This window comes from Laspinema palackyanum D2c, assembly GCF_025370875.1.
In the GTDB taxonomy this organism is placed as follows: Bacteria; Cyanobacteriota; Cyanobacteriia; order Cyanobacteriales; family Laspinemataceae; genus Laspinema; species Laspinema palackyanum.
In genome coordinates, this window is record NZ_JAMXFD010000050.1 from 1 (window position 1) to 19163 (window position 19163).

The 19163-nt window shown below is 43.0% G+C and carries 24 protein-coding genes; 14 read left to right on the top strand and 10 right to left on the bottom strand.

The window, feature by feature from the left end:
• The 5 genes from NG795_RS27625 to NG795_RS27645 form a co-directional block, all read left to right on the top strand.
• Positions 1 to 363, top strand: a 363-nt coding sequence (locus NG795_RS27625; RefSeq protein WP_367291806.1) for a Mom family adenine methylcarbamoylation protein, incomplete at its 5' end; no start/stop codon positions are given.
• A 165-nt stretch (positions 364 to 528) separates the two neighbouring features.
• Complete coding sequence (locus NG795_RS27630; RefSeq protein WP_367291807.1) at positions 529 to 4065, top strand: DNA primase family protein; 3537 nt, start codon at positions 529 to 531, stop codon at positions 4063 to 4065.
• A 22-nt stretch (positions 4066 to 4087) separates the two neighbouring features.
• On the top strand, positions 4088 to 4384 hold the full coding sequence (locus NG795_RS27635; RefSeq protein ID WP_367291808.1) for a helix-turn-helix domain-containing protein: 297 nt from the start codon (positions 4088 to 4090) through the stop codon (positions 4382 to 4384).
• Positions 4377 to 4694: a hypothetical protein gene (locus tag NG795_RS27640; protein WP_367291809.1), complete on the top strand. Its 318-nt coding sequence runs from the start codon at positions 4377 to 4379 to the stop codon at positions 4692 to 4694. The genes NG795_RS27635 and NG795_RS27640 overlap by 8 nt, the downstream gene beginning before the upstream one ends.
• The gene (locus NG795_RS27645; protein WP_367291810.1) at positions 4694 to 5311 is read left to right on the top strand and encodes a hypothetical protein; all 618 of its coding nucleotides are present in this window, start codon (positions 4694 to 4696) and stop codon (positions 5309 to 5311) included. The genes NG795_RS27640 and NG795_RS27645 overlap by 1 nt, the downstream gene beginning before the upstream one ends.
• Positions 5312 to 5563: 252 nt before the next feature.
• On the opposite strand, the gene NG795_RS27650 is transcribed toward NG795_RS27645, so the two are convergent.
• Entirely contained in the window at positions 5564 to 5890 is a 327-nt protein-coding gene (locus NG795_RS27650; protein ID WP_367291811.1) for a hypothetical protein, read from the bottom strand.
• A gap of 122 nt (positions 5891 to 6012) precedes the next feature.
• On the opposite strand from NG795_RS27650, the gene thyX reads away from it, so the two are divergent.
• Complete coding sequence (gene thyX / locus NG795_RS27655) at positions 6013 to 6735, top strand: FAD-dependent thymidylate synthase (protein WP_367291812.1); 723 nt, start codon at positions 6013 to 6015, stop codon at positions 6733 to 6735.
• Here the strand turns inward: thyX and NG795_RS27660 are convergent.
• Positions 6724 to 6921, bottom strand: coding sequence for a dUTP diphosphatase (locus NG795_RS27660; protein ID WP_367291813.1), 198 nt, complete (start codon positions 6919 to 6921; stop codon positions 6724 to 6726). The two genes, thyX and NG795_RS27660, sit on opposite strands and share 12 nt — an antisense overlap.
• Positions 6905 to 7114: a dUTP diphosphatase gene (locus NG795_RS27665; RefSeq protein ID WP_367291827.1), complete on the bottom strand. Its 210-nt coding sequence runs from the start codon at positions 7112 to 7114 to the stop codon at positions 6905 to 6907. The genes NG795_RS27660 and NG795_RS27665 overlap by 17 nt, the downstream gene beginning before the upstream one ends.
• 113 nt (positions 7115 to 7227) lie before the next feature.
• On the opposite strand from NG795_RS27665, the gene NG795_RS27670 reads away from it, so the two are divergent.
• Positions 7228 to 7545: a deoxycytidylate deaminase gene (locus NG795_RS27670; protein ID WP_436836096.1), complete on the top strand. Its 318-nt coding sequence runs from the start codon at positions 7228 to 7230 to the stop codon at positions 7543 to 7545.
• Positions 7546 to 7634: 89 nt separating this feature from the next.
• Here NG795_RS27670 and NG795_RS27675 read toward each other — a convergent pair whose 3' ends face one another.
• The 6 genes from NG795_RS27675 to NG795_RS27700 all read right to left on the bottom strand — a co-directional run bounded on the left by NG795_RS27675 (position 7635) and on the right by NG795_RS27700 (position 14483).
• Positions 7635 to 8741, bottom strand: a complete 1107-nt coding sequence (locus NG795_RS27675; protein WP_495855885.1) for a site-specific integrase — start codon at positions 8739 to 8741, stop codon at positions 7635 to 7637.
• A 192-nt stretch (positions 8742 to 8933) separates the two neighbouring features.
• Entirely contained in the window at positions 8934 to 9461 is a 528-nt protein-coding gene (locus tag NG795_RS27680; RefSeq protein WP_367291814.1) for a hypothetical protein, read from the bottom strand.
• A 19-nt stretch (positions 9462 to 9480) separates the two neighbouring features.
• Positions 9481 to 10896 (bottom strand): hypothetical protein, encoded by a 1416-nt coding sequence (locus tag NG795_RS27685; protein WP_367291815.1) that lies wholly within the window; start codon positions 10894 to 10896, stop codon positions 9481 to 9483.
• On the bottom strand, positions 10897 to 12228 hold the full coding sequence (locus tag NG795_RS27690; protein ID WP_367291816.1) for a hypothetical protein: 1332 nt from the start codon (positions 12226 to 12228) through the stop codon (positions 10897 to 10899).
• An 814-nt stretch (positions 12229 to 13042) separates the two neighbouring features.
• Complete coding sequence (locus NG795_RS27695) at positions 13043 to 13951, bottom strand: hypothetical protein (protein WP_367291817.1); 909 nt, start codon at positions 13949 to 13951, stop codon at positions 13043 to 13045.
• A 1-nt stretch (position 13952) separates the two neighbouring features.
• A complete protein-coding gene (locus NG795_RS27700) occupies positions 13953 to 14483 on the bottom strand; it encodes a hypothetical protein (protein WP_367291818.1) in 531 nt (176 codons plus the stop codon).
• 52 nt (positions 14484 to 14535) lie between these two features.
• Between NG795_RS27700 and NG795_RS27705 the strand changes: the two genes are divergently transcribed.
• Positions 14536 to 15399 (top strand): hypothetical protein, encoded by an 864-nt coding sequence (locus NG795_RS27705; RefSeq protein WP_367291819.1) that lies wholly within the window; start codon positions 14536 to 14538, stop codon positions 15397 to 15399.
• Positions 15400 to 15402: 3 nt separating this feature from the next.
• Complete coding sequence (locus NG795_RS27710) at positions 15403 to 16557, top strand: hypothetical protein (RefSeq protein ID WP_367291820.1); 1155 nt, start codon at positions 15403 to 15405, stop codon at positions 16555 to 16557.
• Here NG795_RS27710 and NG795_RS27715 read toward each other — a convergent pair.
• Positions 16552 to 16782: a hypothetical protein gene (locus tag NG795_RS27715; protein ID WP_367291821.1), complete on the bottom strand. Its 231-nt coding sequence runs from the start codon at positions 16780 to 16782 to the stop codon at positions 16552 to 16554. The two genes, NG795_RS27710 and NG795_RS27715, sit on opposite strands and share 6 nt — an antisense overlap.
• Before the next feature lie 204 nt (positions 16783 to 16986).
• On the opposite strand from NG795_RS27715, the gene NG795_RS27720 reads away from it, so the two are divergent.
• Genes NG795_RS27720 through NG795_RS27740 form a run of 5 tightly spaced genes read left to right on the top strand, consistent with a single transcriptional unit; the run spans position 16987 to position 18953 of the window.
• Complete coding sequence (locus NG795_RS27720; protein ID WP_367291822.1) at positions 16987 to 17301, top strand: hypothetical protein; 315 nt, start codon at positions 16987 to 16989, stop codon at positions 17299 to 17301.
• A 54-nt stretch (positions 17302 to 17355) separates the two neighbouring features.
• On the top strand, positions 17356 to 17994 hold the full coding sequence (locus NG795_RS27725; protein WP_367291823.1) for a hypothetical protein: 639 nt from the start codon (positions 17356 to 17358) through the stop codon (positions 17992 to 17994).
• On the top strand, positions 17981 to 18244 hold the full coding sequence (locus tag NG795_RS27730; RefSeq protein ID WP_367291824.1) for a hypothetical protein: 264 nt from the start codon (positions 17981 to 17983) through the stop codon (positions 18242 to 18244). The genes NG795_RS27725 and NG795_RS27730 overlap by 14 nt, the downstream gene beginning before the upstream one ends.
• A complete protein-coding gene (locus tag NG795_RS27735; protein ID WP_367291825.1) occupies positions 18229 to 18591 on the top strand; it encodes a hypothetical protein in 363 nt (120 codons plus the stop codon). Before NG795_RS27730 ends, NG795_RS27735 begins: the two co-directional genes overlap by 16 nt.
• Positions 18588 to 18953 carry a hypothetical protein gene (locus NG795_RS27740; protein WP_367291826.1) on the top strand — a complete coding sequence of 122 codons (366 nt, stop codon included), beginning with the start codon at positions 18588 to 18590 and terminating at the stop codon, positions 18951 to 18953. Before NG795_RS27735 ends, NG795_RS27740 begins: the two co-directional genes overlap by 4 nt.
• Positions 18954 to 19163 lie beyond the last annotated feature (210 nt).

The following is a 19163-nucleotide window of genomic DNA, read 5'->3' on the forward strand; positions in this document are numbered from 1 at the left end:
ACCGTACCTACCGTATTGAGTTCAAAATACATACTTACAAGTATCCGCCTGACTAAGTTTTGTCAGTCAACCAGGGTACAACGTGATTGGATTGAGCATCATCCCCCGCTGAAATGTCCTCTTTTTCCTTATCACATCCGATTAATTCTTTCTCATGCTGACGAGGGAGCCGGACATTCAGGAACGATTTATAAAGCTGCCGGTTTTGAACAATGGGGAGTCACACAAAATCAACGTTCTCGTCATGGGAAACAAGAAAAATCAGGGAAAAAACTGATTTTCATCAAACGATTAGCTGAACCTACTTGGAATTGGACAGACATTGTTCAAATACCTCAACAATTATCTCTGGCTTTAGGATGATAAATCTCGTAAAATGGGCATCCAAAAATCGTCGTTTAGGAAAACAAAGATGTAACCAAATCTTAGTTTTCCTCAATGATGGTCAATGGAAAACAACAAAAGAAATTGCTGGACAGCTTCCTTGTTCTTATCAACAAACAATTTCTCACTTAAATCGTTTACTCTGTGAAGGTAAAATTCTGTGCAGCAGAAAAACAAAAAATTCACGCTACGGTCAACCTTCAAAAATTTGGAAAATCAATGACCTTCAATATCCTGGATTATGTCGAAAGCCTGACTCCAACTAAAGGAGGAGGGAAAACCCGTTACCATTGTCCAATCTGTAACGGGAACGACTTCACAATCAATGCTAACTCAGGTGCTTATCAATGTTGGCATGGGTGTTCAGTAGAAGATATTCGAGAAATTCTTAGTCTAAGGTCAACTATGAGTAAAGTAGTTTCACAACCCCAAAAATATATTAAATCTCCAAAAACTTCAGTCAAAAAACAAGCATTAATGCCTGTTGGAAAACTTGAATTATTAAAACAAATAGCCGTCAATTATCCAGAAATTCAATGTCCTCCTTTTATTCCAAAGGGCATACCAGATGATGCGATTGGAATCTGTTACGATTATGGCAATGGTCGCTCTAGTTGGCGGATTCAATGGAATGATGAATCAAACCCAAAAGGTTACAGCAAAACTTTCAGACAATGTTCCATTGATGAAGATGGTGCTCCAGTTTGGACTAAAGGTGATACAGTTTGGCCTGCTTATCGTGAAGATGAAGCAATTGCAGCTATTGAAGAATCAATTCAAGAAAATCCTGATGCAGTTCCAGTTCTCCTTTTTCTTGAAGGTGAAGGATGTGTGGAAATTGCTCGTTCTCTCGGATTAGTTGCTATCACTCTCTCGGGTGGCGCTTGGAGTTCTAATGAAATTCTTGATGTGATTTCCCGAATCAAAACCTATAACCAAAATACTCTGGTAGCTATGTTGCCAGATAATGATAAAGCTGGAGAAACAAAAGCTCAAGCAATTTCCTGTGCTTGTGCAAAAGCCGGTCTACCTTTTATAAAATTGTCTCCATTAGCAATTTATGAGGAACTACAAGAAAAAGGAGATATTGCGGAAATCTTAGCCGTTCTATCTCCCGAAAAATTTATTGAAAAATTAGAAGCAGAAATTCATAATGCTGTAGAGGCGATCGCCAATCAATCTAAAAGCCAGTCAGCCAAACCCACTAATAAACCTCCATCAGCATCAGAGATAGCTAAAGAAATAGCAGAGGATTATCGCGACCGTATTCTATGGAACGATGAACATAATACATGGATGATGTATGGGTTAGTTTCTTCAGGGGTCTGGTCACCTGTCTCCGAAGTATTTGTAGAAACATCAATCAATGATATTGTCTGTTCCCAGAATATTACCAACTATACTCCTAAATATATCAAAAATATTGTAGGAATTCTGCGATATTTATTATTTTCTCGAATATGGAATGAACGCAGCAATAGAGATATTCTGCCTTTTAGTAATGGGGTTCTTGAATTATCAACAGGCCAATTTACAGAACATTCCCCGGGTCATAGATTAACTTGGGCATTACCTAGACCTTATTCAGTTGTTTCAACAGATTGGTCAAAAATAGATAATTGGTTAGATGTTGCCACAAATAATCCTCAAGCCAAACACCTTTTACTGTGTTATGCCGCTGCTGTATTGCGGGGACGAGCCGACCTGCAAAAGTTTCTTCATTTAATTGGGGTAGGAGGCACAGGCAAATCAACATTGACAAATTTATTAGCTGCATTAATTGGAGAACAAAATGTGGTTACTTTGTCATTGCCAGATTTAGAAGATAAACACGCAGTCGCTCAAGTATTTGGAAAAAGATTACTGCTGTTACCTGACCAAGATAAGGTACTGGGCCGACTCGGAAACTTCAAAAGACTCACGGGACAAGACCCACTCAATGCCCGTCGTCTATACAAAGATGGGTTCCAATTTAGGTTTTCAGGTATGGCAGTGGTTACGTCAAATTTCCCTATCTTCCATACAGATGCAGGGTCATGGCTAACCAGACGGGTATTAATGGCCGAATTTCTCCATAAACCTGCTCCGTCTGAGTTACGGGATTTAGAATCTGAATTTGAACCCGAATTACCCGCGTTTACCAATTATTTACTCAGTATCCCTGAATGTGTCATTGAAAGAACTTTACGCGGAATTGACAATAACAATTTGTCCCCAGTTCTTTGGGAATCTAAAATCCGTACTGATTCCATCGCTGCTTGGTTATCTGAATGGATTATTCCTGATACTTCGGCCACAACTCAAATTGGTTCTGATAAAGATGAATGGAAAGATTCAGCATATCATCCTGAAAGATCTACATTATTCGGTTCGTATAATCTGTTTTGTCGTCAATCCGGTTTACAGCCAAAATCAATCAATAATTTTAGTGCGGATTTAATGGAACTGTGTTCTCAAACTTTGAAATGGAATTGTTTCAGAACCAGAAATTCCAAAGGCAGAAAATCTATTGGGGGAATTAGGTTAAGAACTGATACCGATACCAGTCCTACGATTGACCAAATTCTTGATGAATCCGTCGAAAATTTACTCTGTGCTCCTGAGAATGTTTCTGTTCCTGAGAATGTTTCTGAAAATGGGCTTGATATTAGCTCTGATAATTGGTCTGATAAAGGGTCTTCTCAAGAGTGTGATAATTTTACAGGACAAAAAGTTTTAATGACCGCAATAGTGGTGGAAAAAGAAAATCGGTTAACTATTAAGGAATGGTGCGATTTACTAATAGATGTAGCTAATTTTGAGCAAGCTGACAAGGAAATGCTTATTGAGATTACTGCTCCTATGCCAGATGATGTTAAACGTCAAGTCTGGCAAAGTCTTGATAAAGCAGTTCGCGATCGCCTCAAATTTATTTCCTCTCTCCTTCCTTCTCCTGTTTCTGTTTCTGAGAATATTTCTGTTTCTGTTTCTGAGAATGTTTCTGAATCTGAGAATGTTTCTGTTTCTGAATCTGAAAGTGAATTTAAAGAAGCAGGTAAAAAAGAATCAGTGGACTTATCAGTTTCGGGAGCAAGGAAACAGACACATGAGATATTCATGGAGTTAGCAAATCAAGGAGTATCAAAAGCTGTTTTAAGAACTTTTATGGAGCAGAGATATTCTAAATTGTCTCAAGCTCTGATGAGCCGCGAGGAACTGATTGATTTTGGAAATCAAATGAAACTACATGGGACCCAAATAGGGGAAATAGTTGTAACCCGTTTTAATGAAGAATTCAAGATAGGGGAAAAAGTACAGTGGAATAATCAAGCAGGGATTATTCGCTCCTTATCCAGTAATCAAAACCTGGCCTTTCTCTGTATTGGAACCCAACCTCGTAGTGGAGGAAAAAAATGGGAAACTGAAGAAATTATTCAATCGGTTCCAGTTTCGGAATTGCAGAAAATGAAGAAATCGGTTGAGGTTTCTGCTGATGTTGATGTTGATGTTGATGTAGAAATTTTTAAAGAAACTACGATTTTGATTAAGTCAGTTATTTCTTTAGGATTTAATGAAACGGAGCTAAAACAACTACTGGTTAATCGCTATGGTGTTAACGATAGCCGCCTGATGAATAATCAACAACTCTCAGATTTATTTCAGGTTTTGACTAAATTAGAACAAGATTTGAAAAGTTCGTAAATCCCAGAAAACTTCGTCAATTATGGAAACAAAAATCACATTAGGACACGCAATCAGAAGCGGTCGGCGAGAATTAGACTTCAGTATTAAAGAATTTGCAAAAGAGTTAGAGATTGATTATCGGTGGTTGTCCCAATTAGAAAATAATCGACTTGACCCCCAATCAGATGAAGTCTTGATGAGTCTGCCAAAGTTAGCTGAATTTTTTCAAATGGATGTGGAATATTTGGAACTGCTTAGGTCTCAAACTGAACAACAAGAATTAGATTTATCTCAAGCCATGTTTCCCGTTTATTATCGGGAGAAAATTGATGTCTAAAGAATTAACAGAGGCATTGGAAACAGTAGCTCAAGCAACTAATGAATTAGTAGTGGCGATCGCTAATCTCCAATCATGTTTACAACAAATAAAAACTCAGGAACAATCAGAATGGATGACTTTGACTGAAGCATCTCCAAAATTAGGGTTATCGATTCGACAAATGCGAGACCGAATCAATGATGGACGCTGGAAACATGGGAAACACTATATCAATGTCAGTGACGGGGTGGCTCCCAGATATAGAGTAAATTGCCGTGCGATAGATAATGTTCAGTCATTGCCCCCTGAAAAACGGAGATACCGATAATGTCCAATAATATTTTGCAGAACATTCGACATTTGGGGTTTCAGAACGATTGGAAACAAATCCGAATAGAATTGCACAACCTTGAATTACAGGGAGGATTTAAGTCGGTTGGATATTCTTCGTGGCAAGAATTGTTTACGAACGAATTCCATCAAGATTATTTTATTGAACTCCGCTGTGCTGAAATTGAAAGACTTTTGAACATTCCAGTTTCTACTTATTCGGCACTAAATTTACAAGTCTTTGCTGCATTCAATAATCGACAAATCAAGAAAATTTGGTCTATTTCCCAAAAAAATGCTCAAAAGAAAGGTGTGGTTTTGCCATCGACTGATTCGGAAAAAGATGTTAAAATCCTGGTAGAATCCAGTCAAAAATATATCAAGAGTCTTCAAGATAAAATTGAGAAACTAAAAAATCAACTGAATATTGAAAGTTTTCCGGAAAATTCAACCGATGTCGAAAAATCAACGGTTGATGTCAAACAATTACCAGCTATAGTTCGTCAACAGTTTTTCAAACTATTATCTCAATATTCAGTGGGAATAGCTGTCCGATATGTGAAAAATGAACTTAAGTTTTTTCCCAATTCTGAAAAAACAACCCCCTCAAATTAATAGGTAAATCTCGGTAATCAACTCGAAAAGTTTAGTATTACCGTCTACAAATTTAATGGAGAAATTTATGCTTATCAAGGCTTATCGCTTGTTCAAGCAATTAATCAACGTTTGCATAACTTAAAAGAATATTTCAATAAATCTGTTTCAGGTCAAATAGTGTTTGTGGAGTCAGAGGATGAAATTTTACCAGCAATAGCACAGCATTACTGGTTTACTCAATGGCAAAAAGGAAATCAATTGGCTCAATAATTATTGTCGGAGTTGGCTCAAATCACTTAATTTAATACCATGAAATTTAGCAATTTGGGCAATATATCTCAAGGCTAAAGCTAAATTCTGTTGTAAATCATCAGAATTAGCATTTAGATTCTGAGCAAGAATCAGTAATTGAAATCGGGAATCATGGGCTAGTAGTTGAGATTGATAATCATCTAAAGTAGGACCAGAAAGAAGAAGGGTTTTTAAATAAACTGCTGCATCAAGTAATTCCTCATAGAGATACTGTCCTGTATTAAATTCACTAACTTCTACCGGCTGACCATAGATTTCGATTCCCAATCGCCGACGTTGTTCCATGTCAGCAATTACAGCCCTCCAAACATCTGATGAATATTCAGAATCAGACCGATTTGAAGAATCAGATGGATTAGTGTTCATAAATGTTAAGTGAGTAACTTTTAAAAGTTTAGCAGAAAATTATGGAAAGATTTCGAGTAGAAGTAATTGCCAAAACTCCCAATCCTCAGCAAGTAATTTATGCAGCAATGCACCAAGATTATAGTGAAGGTTTTGTCTATGATGAAAAAGATTCTTGGCTGTCAGAAGAAAAATGTGGGTCCATAATAGTTAAACGTCTTCTCAGTGGAGAACGGGGCCATTATGGACCCATTGAGCACGTTGGAATTGTGTTCAATTGTGGATTTTTTCCCCATAGTGTGATGCAACAAATAAGGACTCACAGGACAGGAATATCAATGGATGTTCAATCTGGCAGATATTCAGGGATTAGGATTGTTGAAGCTGCAAAAGGGATTAGAGATATTGAAGAGGTTTTTTATTTACGTCCAGTTGGTGAATATAGCGATCGCCAAGGAAAACGTTATGAATATAGTGAACAACAACGTCAAAGGGATTTAGCTTGGTGTAATGAAGCGGCTAAACGTTATCAGATTTTAATTGAGGAAGGAGCATCAGAAGAACAAGCCCGAGGTATTATTCCCTTTGATGTCCGTCAACACTGGATTGTCTCGTTTAATGCTCGAAGTCTTATGCACTTACTCGACCTGAGAGCCAAACCGGATGCTCAACTTGAATGCCAAAAACTCTGTAATTTAATTTGGCCGCATTTTCAAGAATGGGTCCCCGATATAGCAAAATGGTATGAAAAACACAGACTTAAAAAAGGGCGTTTATCTCCCTGAGTCTACAGATATTTCAGGTCTGATAACAGGTATGATTGCCATTTGAGCAATTCTCATCCCTTTGATAATCTGAAAATCTGGTTGTCCATGATTGATTAAAATCACCTTGATTTCTCCCCGATATCCTTCATCAATGGTTCCGGGAGTATTCAAAACCGTAATCCCCTGTTTATAAGCGTTCCCCACTTCGCGGCCTAATTTGTGCTTCCGTCAATGGCGGTAACTCAATAGCAATTCCCGTCCCAATTAACTTGCGTTCCTCCGGATGTAGCGTCACCTCTTCATTCGCCGATAAATCTATTACTGAATCATTGTCATGGGCATAAGTGGGAATTATTGCATCCGGATGTAACCGATAAACTTTGACATAGAAATATATTCAAGCTCTGACAAATATTTTACAGGATATAAACTAATGATTAGACCTACGAGAGCATGAATATTTTCTCAGGTGGGCAAAGTTAGTAGCTATGCGTTCAACTTGTCTTGCGGTTGGGTGGTGGTGCAGTTATTGTAAAAAATAAGCAAGTTCTCGCAACAGGTTACAACGATTTTCCATCAGGTAACGCTCATTCTACAGAACAAGGCTTTTGTTATCCCGGATTGAATAGCTGTACATACAATAAAAGTTTACCATCCCGAGCGGTTCATGCGGAAGCGAATGCGATAGACCAAGCAGCTAAACATGGAATAGAAACCGAGGGCGCAACAATTTATGTCCAATACGAACCTTGTCTGTCTTGTCTCAAGTTAATTATTTCGTGCCGTCATCAAGAAAATTTATTACGAGACCGATTTGAAGAACAGTAGCAATGCTATTGTCCGAGATGGATTCGTCGGCTTGGTCAACTTAAAACAGATTGATGTTTCATCCACTTTGAAAGAACAAATTTCACAATTTATGGCTGGAACCGCATATTTTCCCAAGCCTGTTGAAAGTGCTTATCCCCAATCCAACGATGATACAGTTTCGTGTGTACATCAAGGGAATGGTCCATCATCCGAGCAGCGATCGCCGGGTCAAGTCCAGCAACAGCAGTTCTCACCGCCCAGGCATGACGCAAATTATATGGCGGAAAAGGAATGTTGTACCGATTAAATGCACGAGAAACACGATGCCCCAGCGCACTGTTATCTGGACCGCTACACTCAGGGAGATGTACGTCCCAAAGTTTCCATTTTTCCCACCAAACAGGTAAACAAGGCCAGACTTTGTGTAGATTATCGTTTTTAGCCCCAGGAAGGACAATCAGAATCCCTGGTGGTTCATGTAAAAGACTGGTGTCGAGATAGAACAATTCATGACTGCGGATACCGTAGGTGGCGATGATGCCGTAAGCCCATTGCCATGCTGGATTAGGAATACGTTCTCGCCATTCTTCAATTAATTCATCACTGGGTAAATCTCTTTCCTGAATAGCCGCATAAGGTGAATATTTCCCTTGATAGGGTTTCAGGTCAATCTCTATTCCTGCAAATTTAGCCAGTGACCTCATTGCCATACAGGTTCGTTTCCGTTTATGGGAATCTGGTGGAGTTGAACGAACTGCCAATAATATCGTTTCTTGATTTAGGGGTGCATTTACATCCTTAAACAGGTCCCAACTCTTGAGATAGTCTTTGAACGTTGTTTCGGTTTTGGCCGTCCTTGCTTTCCTTGTAAAATAGTCCAACTCAAATTCTTGTAAGAAATCTGCAATCTTTTTAGAATCAGAGGGAGTAAGGGGTTCAGGGTCCAACCATTGAGACCAATCAAATTCTTTACAAGCAAGGAGACCAGAGATTCGCATAGCTTCAGATTTAGCGCGTTTGAAACCAGCGGGATTGGCGTAGATACCTAGGGCCAGATATTGTTGATGAGGTTTGGTTTTAGTGCTGTTGGGTTTTGGGGGAAAGGTCCCTCGTAAACTGAGGCGATCGCCACGAATACAAACAGCCACACCGCATTTAGCTGATTTTAGTTCAGCATTTATCTGTGAAAGCAAGTCAGTGATTGGCTTTGGCATTGAACTAATTCTGAACTAAATTTTAGCGTCACATACCGTAACTTAACGTCACAACCCCCATTTTGTCTAGTGACGTTAACTGACGCTAAAACCCGCCTAAAGTAAAAGCGCCGAGCTTGTAAGTCTTACAGAGTCAGCGCTTTGAGTTATGCCAGGAACGAGACTTGAACTCGTGACACGAGGATTTTCAGTCTAAAAAATAACTTGCTTCCTGTATGCTCCAGTACCTGCAACAGATAATTGAAGCACCATATCTCGCGTTCCACCGTATTGATTTACTATCCTGATATCCACCCCATAAGAAGTCGCTACAACTAAAATAATCCCTTGAGTGGCGTGCCCGATGTAAATATCTCGAATTAAAGTAGTGGAAAAGGGAGAGGAAGGGTCAAGTCGGTGCAACCAAAAATCATACTGAAATCCCCCAAAACCATGTCCCCCAATGTGTCCCCCTCCCGTTAACTTGCAGCAACAAGCGATGTAAATATCGTTTTGAAAATTAAGGGGGATAGAAAAAAACGGTTCAAAGGAGCTAAATTCAAAAGTCTGAATGGCCGGTCTGTTAGAGATTTCTGTCCAGGGGATGGGTTCCCCCGCAGGCCTTGCCCCGATCGCCTCCGGAGTAATCGCATCCGTCCCACCCTGGCGGTGGGTTTCGGCGTGGGGAGAAACTCCTCCCTGTTGCTGTCCGGTTTGAATATTCCAAGATTGAATTCCCATTTTTTTCTTGGTTTAAACATTAAACAACTGTAAGGGCAAGCAGGCTTTCGGTGCACCCCTCGCCAAATTCCTCTACGAATTCTTCTACGAAATTCTGGATCCGCTTATCTTTGATGCTTTCTACAAAATTCTCAGTGGCGATCGCGAACGACCAAGGCGATCCGCCCTCTTCACCCCATTTCGCAATCAATCCAGCGGCCTGGGGGAAATTTCTCTTGAAATAGGGCGATCGCGCTGCTCCCTTGATCCAGGAGCGAATATTTTGATATCCCTGGCTGATAATCCCTGCAACAGCCACATCCCGGGCCGATCGCAGTAAAAGCACCATCTCATCCAGAATCTCATCCATCTGATCAGGTCCAGCAATGCTCGCTATGCTTGCAGCTAACTTAGGATTGAAAACACCAACGGATCCGACCCCTGCAGCACCGCAAATCAATCGCCCCAGAGCGGACCCCAAAGCTCCGCCTGCAATTCCGTAGAGGGCAACAATCCTCTGCTCTTGAATCTTCTTGAGATCTGCGTCAGAGGCGTTGAAATTAAAATTCCATAGGCGCTGGAAAGCGGAAACACCCCACCGGATTATGCCTTTGGCCACAGGCCACACAAGCGCTCCAACTCCTGCCGCAGCACCTGCGATCGCCAACCCTTTCAGGGAAATTAAAGCAGCCAACGCGCTCCCGCCTAAAGCTATCCCCAAAGCTAGGCCTCCACTCACAACCGCAGCCACTGCTCCACCTATCAAAAAGCCTCGCGTAATTTTTGCGCCAGTGCTACCACCTTTGAGCCAGTCAATCGCCTTCCCAAGGAGATTTTCTCCTTCCTTTGTGCTTTGGATAAACTGCCCAAGCCTCCCTCCCGTAATGGCTTGATCAAGCGCTCCGATTCCCGCTCGGAGTTCCCCGAAAATTTCCGAGCCGGTGATACCGGAGTAAACCCCCGATGCCCAGTCTCCTGCCGCTTGAAGTCCGTTTGTATTGATTTTTTCTTCTTCTTTCGTGGCATTTGGCTTTGTTGTAATTTCATTTTTAATTGTGGCATCCCCCAGGCCGAAAGGCTGTCGGGGCCTGGAGGCAGGAGATGAATCGGATCCTGGATCATATCCCCCAAATCTCAGTCCCTCTGAATTAGTGGCCGAATTCAGATCTCGCTGAATTTGCCGCACATAGTCATCGACCTGGCGATTAAAAGAATCTCTGTAGTCTAGTTCCGCTTGTGATCGCCTTGAATTTTCGGAGTTTGGGTTTATAGAATTGATAATTCTATTAAGTCCCTCATCCGATGCACCATTCTCCGGATTTGTAGTAATATTGCGGGCGGCTTCTTCCATCCGCGTTCCGGTTTGCTTAGTCCAATTTTGAAAATCTTGAAGCTTTTGGCTGGCGCTCGGATCCATGCCTCGAAAGGTGGCATCAACAATTTCTAAAAAGCTCATTTACTGCTCCCTATCTGGATTATTATCAACTTTGCGGATTTTGGGTTGATTGGATTGATTCCTCCCCCAGGGCTTAGAAGAATCCGAGTATTCATCCGTCGGCGTAGCCTCAGGATATCCCGCCTCATGCTGCTTGCTCCACTCTCCGAAATCTCCCTGATTTTCCAAATTCCTAAGCTCTTTCTTAAGTTTATAATCCTGAATTTGGTCAATCAGCATATAGCTACTCATCAGGGCAGTCAGTCCCGCCTTACTTCCATCCCACTCGACAGCCTGCCCCGCCTGGATTGTATTGATGGCTTGCTCCATTTGGGTCAAGCGCATCACAATATTTCGCTTTTCGTCTACGCTCAAATATTTAATTTTTTGAGTAGAAGTATCTAAGATTGCAGCCATCAGCGCCTCGGTACTTTCCTCGGTATTTTGCAAATTTTCCGCCACTTCTGCTGCCGCTTGCGGGTTAAAGAAAAAAGGTACTTCCTCAACTTTATCGTTATACTTCGCCCCAAGCGCATCAAGAATTTCTGAGGTTTGGAGTGCGGATTGCGTAGCTGCTTTTTGCGTAGCCGCCGAAGTCATTGCCAGCCGCAAAAGCATATTATTTGATAAATCTATATCCCCCTCATTATCCATCGCAATTTGAAGAATCTGACAGGCGAGAGAACTCAATCCAAAAAATCTGAGATTTATCCTTTGCTTTCCAGGCTCCAAAGGCGTCCCGTCCGAAAGCTGGACCTCGTTAACTATTGGGCCAATCTTCGCATCCAAGCCGCGAAGAATGGCCGTTAGCATTCCGCTAATGGATTGAATTTTCAAATCCCCCTCTCCCATTGGCTCGATAATCCCTTTAGGGAATTGGATAGGCCACGCCCCAGGTGGTGCCGCCACTTCTCTCAATCTATTCTGAGTAGCTAGTTGCGCCACCCATAATTCCGGGTAGCTTTTTAATTCTAAAGGTTTAGCATCCTTATTATCCAGTTGGATCATTTGCCCAGGCACCTTAATCGGCCATGCCCCTTCTGGATCGAGTAAATCTAATAATCGGGATATTTTCTCATCTTGCTCGGCCAAAGTTTCCAGAATTTCCTCGCAGCAATCATCCATTTTTTCTTTTGATTTTTCAATGGGTCCACCTTCTCCCCCCACTATCCCCGGTGGGGGGCAATTGGGGACAAGCGGATACAAAAACATTCTATATTTAAATTCCTTCGCCCTACTTTCCCCATAAATTAAATCGGGTTCGGGAGTCAAAAAATACAAATTAGTTATATAAGGCAGCAAAGGATCTTTTAAATCCCGCTGGTTCGGAATATAGCACCGAATTGGCTCCATAGCTCTAATCCACCCGGCGATCATAGAAGATGTGATTTTCCCAAATAAATATTTTTCTTTAATTTTAAATCTAAGAGCAAAAACGGAACCCTCGTAGAATTCAAAGCTTTTAACCCAGTGTGCTGCCCCAACGTACTCGATAATTCCACTTGGAGGGTTTACGGGTTCGGAAAAAGATAATCCTACAAAATCAAATAACTCCGTTGGCCACCCTGTACGCAAAGAGAGCCTTAAATCGTTTCCCCAAGGATCGTTTATTTTAGAAAGTTGAGAATGAATGTGGTCCCAGTGGTAAAACGAGCTGGAATCCCAAAATAGAATAGTAACAAAGGGACACCTAGAGGTCCATCCGATAGCATTTCCAGGGGGTCCGCTAGGTTCCGGTCCGGGTTCTAGCTCGGGTTCTGGCTCAGGTTCTGGCTTGTCTGGATTGCATCCCTCCTCTCGATAGGTGATGCTCCAGGTTCCAAACCGGAATCCAAGGAGGTAATTCTGAAAAGTAATTATTGTATAGCAGGGAGTGATTTCCACTCCCGCAATGCTGACTCCAGGAGGGATATTGAAAGGATTAAATCCCTCCTCAGCTAATTCCCAGGGAGAAAGTCGATCTGGAGGGATAATTATCCCTAATCCATTCCGATTCGGATCTTCAAGCTCATTAATGGATTGGGGCTCCCCAATCCTTATTCCTCCTGATGGGGAGGGGGCAGATTCCCCCCGCCCATCTTTTCCCCGGGATGGGGCAGATTGTGCCGCTTTCTTCGCGGCAGACCTTAAAGCAGCCTTCCCAATTGATTTGATAATTCCTTTCATATTACAAGAGTTCCTCCATTCCCTGTAGCCGGACGGAATTAGAGACAAAGTTGGGATTATCTTGCGGAGGCGTAGCAATCGCCCATACCGCTTCGGGCCTCGCTATCTGCTGATTCTGCCCTAAATTCAAGGTCGATCCTCGGTGGAAAAGCCCTAGCCCTTCAATTGATCCATCCTCCCCTAGTCGGGGGGGATTACCAATTGAAATCCAGATTTCTGCATCACCCGCATTTTCTAAAATTAGCCCAATTCGATTCGGGGCAAATCCACGAATCATCACAGGGGTGAAAGATTCCCCAGGACGCCAGACCGGGATATCTTTTGAGAAAATTGAAACTGATTTTACTGCGGCGATCGCAGGCTTGGGCTGCAAGGATAAATATTCTGTGTAATGGCACTCAAGTGTTATCAGATCGTTCCCGGTCAGCAATCCATGTCCTGCATCCTGGATCTGACATCCGATCCTTGTATCCTCTGAGGTATCAAGTACCTCCCCTTGGGTAAATCCTGGATTAAGTACCGAGGGGAAATATGGCTCTCCAAAATTTTGTAAAGATATTTGATTTTTAAATCTCCACGGGCCATTGTTGATTGAAATATAAAAATTTAACTTAATTTCCGGGAATAAATCTCGTATCGCCCGCAGTTTTAAGGCTTTTTGCTGGAAATTATCCCTCGCCTTAATGGGGGGGAGTGGGGTGGGGCGATCTTGCATTCTCAATACCCAACTCATGAGAGAAATATCTTCAATTCGCACTCGCGCCCCGACCCAGTGCGATCGCTCAAGCTCACGGCGATGTGGCTCCAATTTCAAATGAGAGAAATCCGCCAGCACTAGAATCCCCGTTCCCGAAGCCGAGTTAAATTCCAAGCTTCGGCAATAATTTTGAGAGAATATAGGATCCGCCATGTTACACCAGGTAAGCTACAGCGGAAATTTGAAGCGCGGATCCGTCTGCGGACAGGGTGGATAATGTGGGTAGCCTTCCGCTGGCCTCAAACATATACTGATTTTCCGTTTTGCGGATTGACCAATCTACATAATCCGCACCCAAGGGATTTTTGCTCCCTGTATTTTCAAGTGCTTCTTGGCGGGCAATTGATTCAATCAGGCTTTGAGCTGCGATGGTGGATTGCATCGTTCCACCGCTTCCATTGGAGAAAGTTATACCAGTAAGGTACTCACTCGCAATAATCCGGAGTGCTCCCGAGCCGGGTTCAATCGAGTAGCTTACTGGAATTGAGCAGGAAAAGGTCAGAATAGTATTGTCGTCCGAATGGTCGGATCTTAAATAATTCCGCCCATTGGGGTTAGCAGTTGCGTCACGTTCTTTAGCTTGTAAAAATTGCAAAATGCTTAAAGTATATTGCTCCTGAGTTTGCCGCTCCAGAGGCGCGCTTTCCAGCAAGCTGGCTCCTGTCCCAATTGCGATATTCGTCATAAGTTTAAAAGATATAATTTCATTATAATAACACCATAGACGGAGGAATACCATGCTGATAAACGCTAGTGGTGGAGGTGGGAGCGGCGTTGACCTGACAAAATCTTATAATTTTAATCAACAGGCGGAATTTGAGACATTCGCGGATATTCCCCAGGCGATCGTCCCCGCCACTTCCCGGCCAAACCCTAGGCGAATCATTATTCACAATTCCACCAACTCCCTGATCTGGCTCTCCTTTGCCTCGCCAGATGCGCCCATCTACCCCCTGGAACCCGGAAATGCCTACTTTAGCGATGATGCGGGAGGCGAGGCTGGGGGAATCTGGGCGATCGGCCCTGGTACCCTCCGTGCGACAATCCTCTCTCGCGATCCTCTTATCCTACCCGAGCAAGATATGCCTCCAATCCCCTTAAAAGTTCGCACTCGTATCCCGACTGGCCAAAATAAAATTCTTTATTTTGCCCTGGATGCTGTTTACCCGGCAATTTTTGAATCAAATTTTGCAAAACTTTTTGATGCTGACAGCGGCGTAGCGGGATTCAAAGCCTTTGAATTAACAAGCTTTCAGCCGCTGACTGAATATATTTTCAACGTGGCGATCGCCCCTGGTCTAGCCCTTAATCCCCCTATTCAAATTTTCATCCCTCAGTGGGATAGGTTGATGGCCGCAGCACTCGAACTCCACGCCTTCAAGCCAGAAGAGAGCGAATTGCCTGGAAATTTTATCGGGAATGTAATTTTTTCTGGGTGGGTAGGCAATACCGATATAAATAATCAATTCAAATTCCGGCCAGAGTGGGGGCGTCATATTGGGGGAATTTGTGCCAGAAATCCTGCAAAATCTAATTATTCCGATTTTTTAAGTTTTACCTACGAAGCCTCAACCCAAACCTTTACGCTGCTAGGATTTTAGGCAATGGGGACAATAGAAGCCTTTGTAAGGCAGGAGATTAAAAAGTTAGATAATCCCAAGGATAACATCGTGCAGTTTTGGCCCGATAAATCAAGGGATTCTAATAGCTTTTTAGTGGCTGGCTCCGAAAAATCAATTAAGGAGCAAATCTCCCACTTATCCTCACTCTATCAGTTTGGCTTAGATTGGTTTGGGGTTCCCATAGACCTTGATAAATTCTTGGAGGATTTCTCGGGAGGGTTCCCCAGTGCCACAGAATTTCTACATCCTGAATTAAAAGATAAGGCAAAACCCTGGGGCATACAAGAACTAAAGGAAAGGCCTTTTTTCCGACGAATTAACAAGGAAGCGGAGGAGTCACGGGGATATTGTGTTGTGGAATTTTGGCCAGGGGGTAAAAGGGGTGAAAAACCCCCTGTATTTGTCTTAGTTGGGCCTCCCATGCTGATTGTGGCCCAAGTCTCTCAAATTTGGGCGCAATATAATCTTTTAAGAAATGAACTTAAAGAGTACGATGTTGGCGCAATCGTAGGATGGCCAATTGATGATTATCTGCGCCAACAGCCTAAAAAATTAAAAGTTAACATCAGGCTGTCCCTCAATGAGAAGCCCCCTTTCAACAAGCTGGTAAATGGCATTAAAATCCCTCCCCGGCAGGTATCCATCCCGATGCCTGATAGAGGAAAGTTAAATTATCAATCACTCCGTGATGCTTGCGGCGGATCTGGGGGGCTTCAGTGGGGAAGATGGAGCGCGCGCGGATACGTCGCGGGAAGTGTGGGAGAAACTCGGCTTAAGGGCTTGTCGCAGCTTGTAGCCGGAGGGAGTTCGGAGGATGGCGCGTATCAGAATCTAGCTAGATTTGCACAGCTTTCCGGTGGATTCGTTGTGGGCAGAAGTGCCACCGGAATAGATACCGATTCGGGAAATAGAAAAAGGGATCGGCGCTATCCTTCTTTAAATAGCTTCAGGGTCTATCCAGCTTTTTGCTGGATAGAGAATTCGGATTTAATTGCACTCGACGACGCGAGGCATAGCGGCAAGCCCACACTCTCCGGGAAGCTTGTGAGCCGGGAAAATCGCCTCCCTCTCTGGCTAGAATCGCCCCCTGATGGCTGGCAGCAGCTTCTCAATGAACTACTGAGATCGCCTCTATAAGCCCTCTGGCTTCCACCGCCCAGCCTCAATATCCCACCGCATCTGGTAAAGGATTCGGGCGGCTTCTTCCTCGCTTCGCCCGGTTTCTTTCGCCACCAACCGAAATAATTCCCTCCGTGGGCGGAAATAATGCCGCCCTTTTGCCTTGGTAAATCTCCTCAAGAGGGCTCTTTTAGAATTAGTGGGTAGCACCTGCCAGATTTCCTGGAAAACCTGCTTACTCATGAACCTCTACCTCCTAGTACAATGGAATAACCCCTAGGGGTCTAACTAAAACGTTAAAGCACCCCTGTTCGACTTAAACCTACAGCTTAAACCTATAAGGAAATACCCTTTAGGGTTTGTCAAGAAAATAGCCTCAAACCCTTGCCGCAAGCAGGTTGCAGCACTATGATCGAAGGGAAGCAATTAAATTTGATTAGCTAGATTATGCAAATCCTGAAAAGTGCAGTTAAAGCGAAGTTACCAGCCGGAACCAGCATCACGATCGACGATACGGTAGATGGCGATTTCATCCCCGATATGGAGAAATTGCTACAAGCCTTTTATGATGCTCAGGTGGAACAAAACGCGACAAATACGACCGACGGGGAGGATGTGACCTCGTTGCGGAAACAAGAAGGGGCGCAAACCGAGGTAGCAGATCCAGATACCGGCAATCCGATAGCCGTTGTCCCGACCTTCTGGAGCTTTACCCTCTACGCGGTGAAAACCATTTCTCGTCATATTCCTGTTCTTCAGTAATCCCAGGGCGCGTAGCTTTTTGGTGGATTTAATTACTAAATTTGGAGAAGAAATATGGCTAAGACAGAGATTTACGGCGATCGCCCGCTAGTGGCAGTAAAGGTCGGTGCATCCAGTGGCGCGACAACTACGGATATCGGCTTTTATGGATTCAGAAGCCCCATTGACACAACTGAAGGAGCTACCCTCGGGCATACTCCGGCAATCAGTGGAGGAGCTTTCATTGCAAAACTGATAATCACTCCTCGTCGTCCCCGCCCTGTCCGAGTTCAACGCAAGGAATCGGCCTATTCGATTTCCAGTTTTTGTTCTTATGATCAAGTCGCTGCAGCCGGTAGTGCAGGGTGGAAGCAAATTGAATCTTCAAAATTTGAATCACCTCGCGGGAAAAAGGCTGTAGATCCTTACTATGTCGAGGTGAGGGGGATAAAATACGGCTTCTATTCGCCAAAATTGAAAGTAGCTAAAATTCAAGGCGATCTGGGATCACTAGGCGTTGTTGCTGCAACTTCAGCAAATCGCGATATCTGTTGGGGGGCAAATTTCCCTATTCCTCCCAGGGTGGCCAAATCGGTTGCGGGGACAGGCAATAGTGGCGTGGATACTGTATCCACCTTTTGCGATCCAGTAAGGTTGGATGCGCTCCCTGATGGGTATTTTTTGATAGATGGCGGCAGGTATGGAGACCTCTAATTCCAGTAATACTATCCTCACCCCCGAAGACGGGGACGAATTTTATCAGTGGCTTTCTCTTCCACCCCCTTCCCTTGCTAAAAAGCAAGAAAAAGAGGGAGAGAATTGTGCCTTGGTTGCGGATGAATTTGGTGTTCTGCGGCCTGTTAATCCGATGGAATTTCGGGAGTATTGGCTGGGTGGGGAATATGATTATGTTTTTGCTGAATTTGAGGAATTTGAGGAATTTGCACAGTGTGGCAGTTGGTAGGCGAAATTTATCCCACCTCGCTTTATTGGCAATCGGTGCATTCACCTTTGGCAAATCAATCTGAAGTGAGATTGCTCTATGAGCCGATTTCTACTATTCCTAAGATAATTAGCAGGGTTTTGGTGAGGCAAATTTTTCAGCCTGTTGGGGGTGGGCTGAAAATTTGCTCTCAGCCTCAAATGATTTTCCCTGATTATGGGGAGCTTATTCTCAAGTTCCTCATAAATTCCCCGCCTCCTGATTGTGAGTTTTTTGGTTTTGAACTAAAGAAAAATTTTAGAAGATACTATCATACTGAATCAATGGACCGGGTTTATAAGATAAAAGTATATGGCTATGAGTTATGAAAATAAGTTTTGCCGAAATTTTAGGAATTCTTTTGGGGATTACCAGTCTTGCGGGGGCTTTAATAACAGTAATTTTTTGGATAAACGCCAAGCAAGACTCTTTAATCAAAAGAGATAATCACCTTGATGGACTTTTTCAAGAAGTCTATACCCGGCAACTGAAATTACGAGGCTCTCTATCTTTGGTTTTCCAAAAAATCAGCAGCAGATTTGCTGATTTGGATGCTAGAACTTCTAATATAGAATCTTTTTTAAAAAGCAAGGGATTTCACGTTAGAGAAAAAGAGGTAAACCAGGAAAATTACGGCGATAAATTTTGGAATGAAAGCGGCACAGAAGATGACACTAAAATACCGGAGTAAATTATTATGGGATTTGGTATATATTCAATCGGGGGGGTATCGGTTCAAGTTAATACTTTAGAGCCGGTTGTTATCCCCGCTACTACCACCGCCACAGATTTAATACCAGCTAATGTTAATAGGGTATCCCTGGGGCCTGGTTGACTGACAAAACTTAGTCAGGCGGATACTTGTAAGTATGTATTTTGAACTCAATACGGTAGGTACGGT

Bases quoted from the DNA above. Each gene is read 5' to 3' on its own strand.
- NG795_RS27635 (WP_367291808.1), top strand. From the start codon at position 4,088: ATGGAAACAAAAATCACATTAGGACACGCAATCAGAAGCGGTCGGCGA.
- NG795_RS27640 (WP_367291809.1), top strand. From the start codon at position 4,377: ATGTCTAAAGAATTAACAGAGGCATTGGAAACAGTAGCTCAAGCAACT.
- NG795_RS27645 (WP_367291810.1), top strand. From the start codon at position 4,694: ATGTCCAATAATATTTTGCAGAACATTCGACATTTGGGGTTTCAGAAC.
- NG795_RS27650 (WP_367291811.1), bottom strand. From the start codon at position 5,890: ATGGAACAACGTCGGCGATTGGGAATCGAAATCTATGGTCAGCCGGTA.
- thyX (WP_367291812.1), top strand. From the start codon at position 6,013: ATGGAAAGATTTCGAGTAGAAGTAATTGCCAAAACTCCCAATCCTCAG.
- NG795_RS27675 (WP_495855885.1), bottom strand. From the start codon at position 8,741: ATGCCAAAGCCAATCACTGACTTGCTTTCACAGATAAATGCTGAACTA.
- NG795_RS27680 (WP_367291814.1), bottom strand. From the start codon at position 9,461: ATGGGAATTCAATCTTGGAATATTCAAACCGGACAGCAACAGGGAGGA.
- NG795_RS27685 (WP_367291815.1), bottom strand. From the start codon at position 10,896: ATGAGCTTTTTAGAAATTGTTGATGCCACCTTTCGAGGCATGGATCCG.
- NG795_RS27690 (WP_367291816.1), bottom strand. From the start codon at position 12,228: ATGGAGCCAATTCGGTGCTATATTCCGAACCAGCGGGATTTAAAAGAT.
- NG795_RS27695 (WP_367291817.1), bottom strand. From the start codon at position 13,951: ATGGCGGATCCTATATTCTCTCAAAATTATTGCCGAAGCTTGGAATTT.
- NG795_RS27700 (WP_367291818.1), bottom strand. From the start codon at position 14,483: ATGACGAATATCGCAATTGGGACAGGAGCCAGCTTGCTGGAAAGCGCG.
- NG795_RS27705 (WP_367291819.1), top strand. From the start codon at position 14,536: ATGCTGATAAACGCTAGTGGTGGAGGTGGGAGCGGCGTTGACCTGACA.
- NG795_RS27710 (WP_367291820.1), top strand. From the start codon at position 15,403: ATGGGGACAATAGAAGCCTTTGTAAGGCAGGAGATTAAAAAGTTAGAT.
- NG795_RS27715 (WP_367291821.1), bottom strand. From the start codon at position 16,782: ATGAGTAAGCAGGTTTTCCAGGAAATCTGGCAGGTGCTACCCACTAAT.
- NG795_RS27720 (WP_367291822.1), top strand. From the start codon at position 16,987: ATGCAAATCCTGAAAAGTGCAGTTAAAGCGAAGTTACCAGCCGGAACC.
- NG795_RS27725 (WP_367291823.1), top strand. From the start codon at position 17,356: ATGGCTAAGACAGAGATTTACGGCGATCGCCCGCTAGTGGCAGTAAAG.
- NG795_RS27730 (WP_367291824.1), top strand. From the start codon at position 17,981: ATGGAGACCTCTAATTCCAGTAATACTATCCTCACCCCCGAAGACGGG.
- NG795_RS27740 (WP_367291826.1), top strand. From the start codon at position 18,588: ATGAAAATAAGTTTTGCCGAAATTTTAGGAATTCTTTTGGGGATTACC.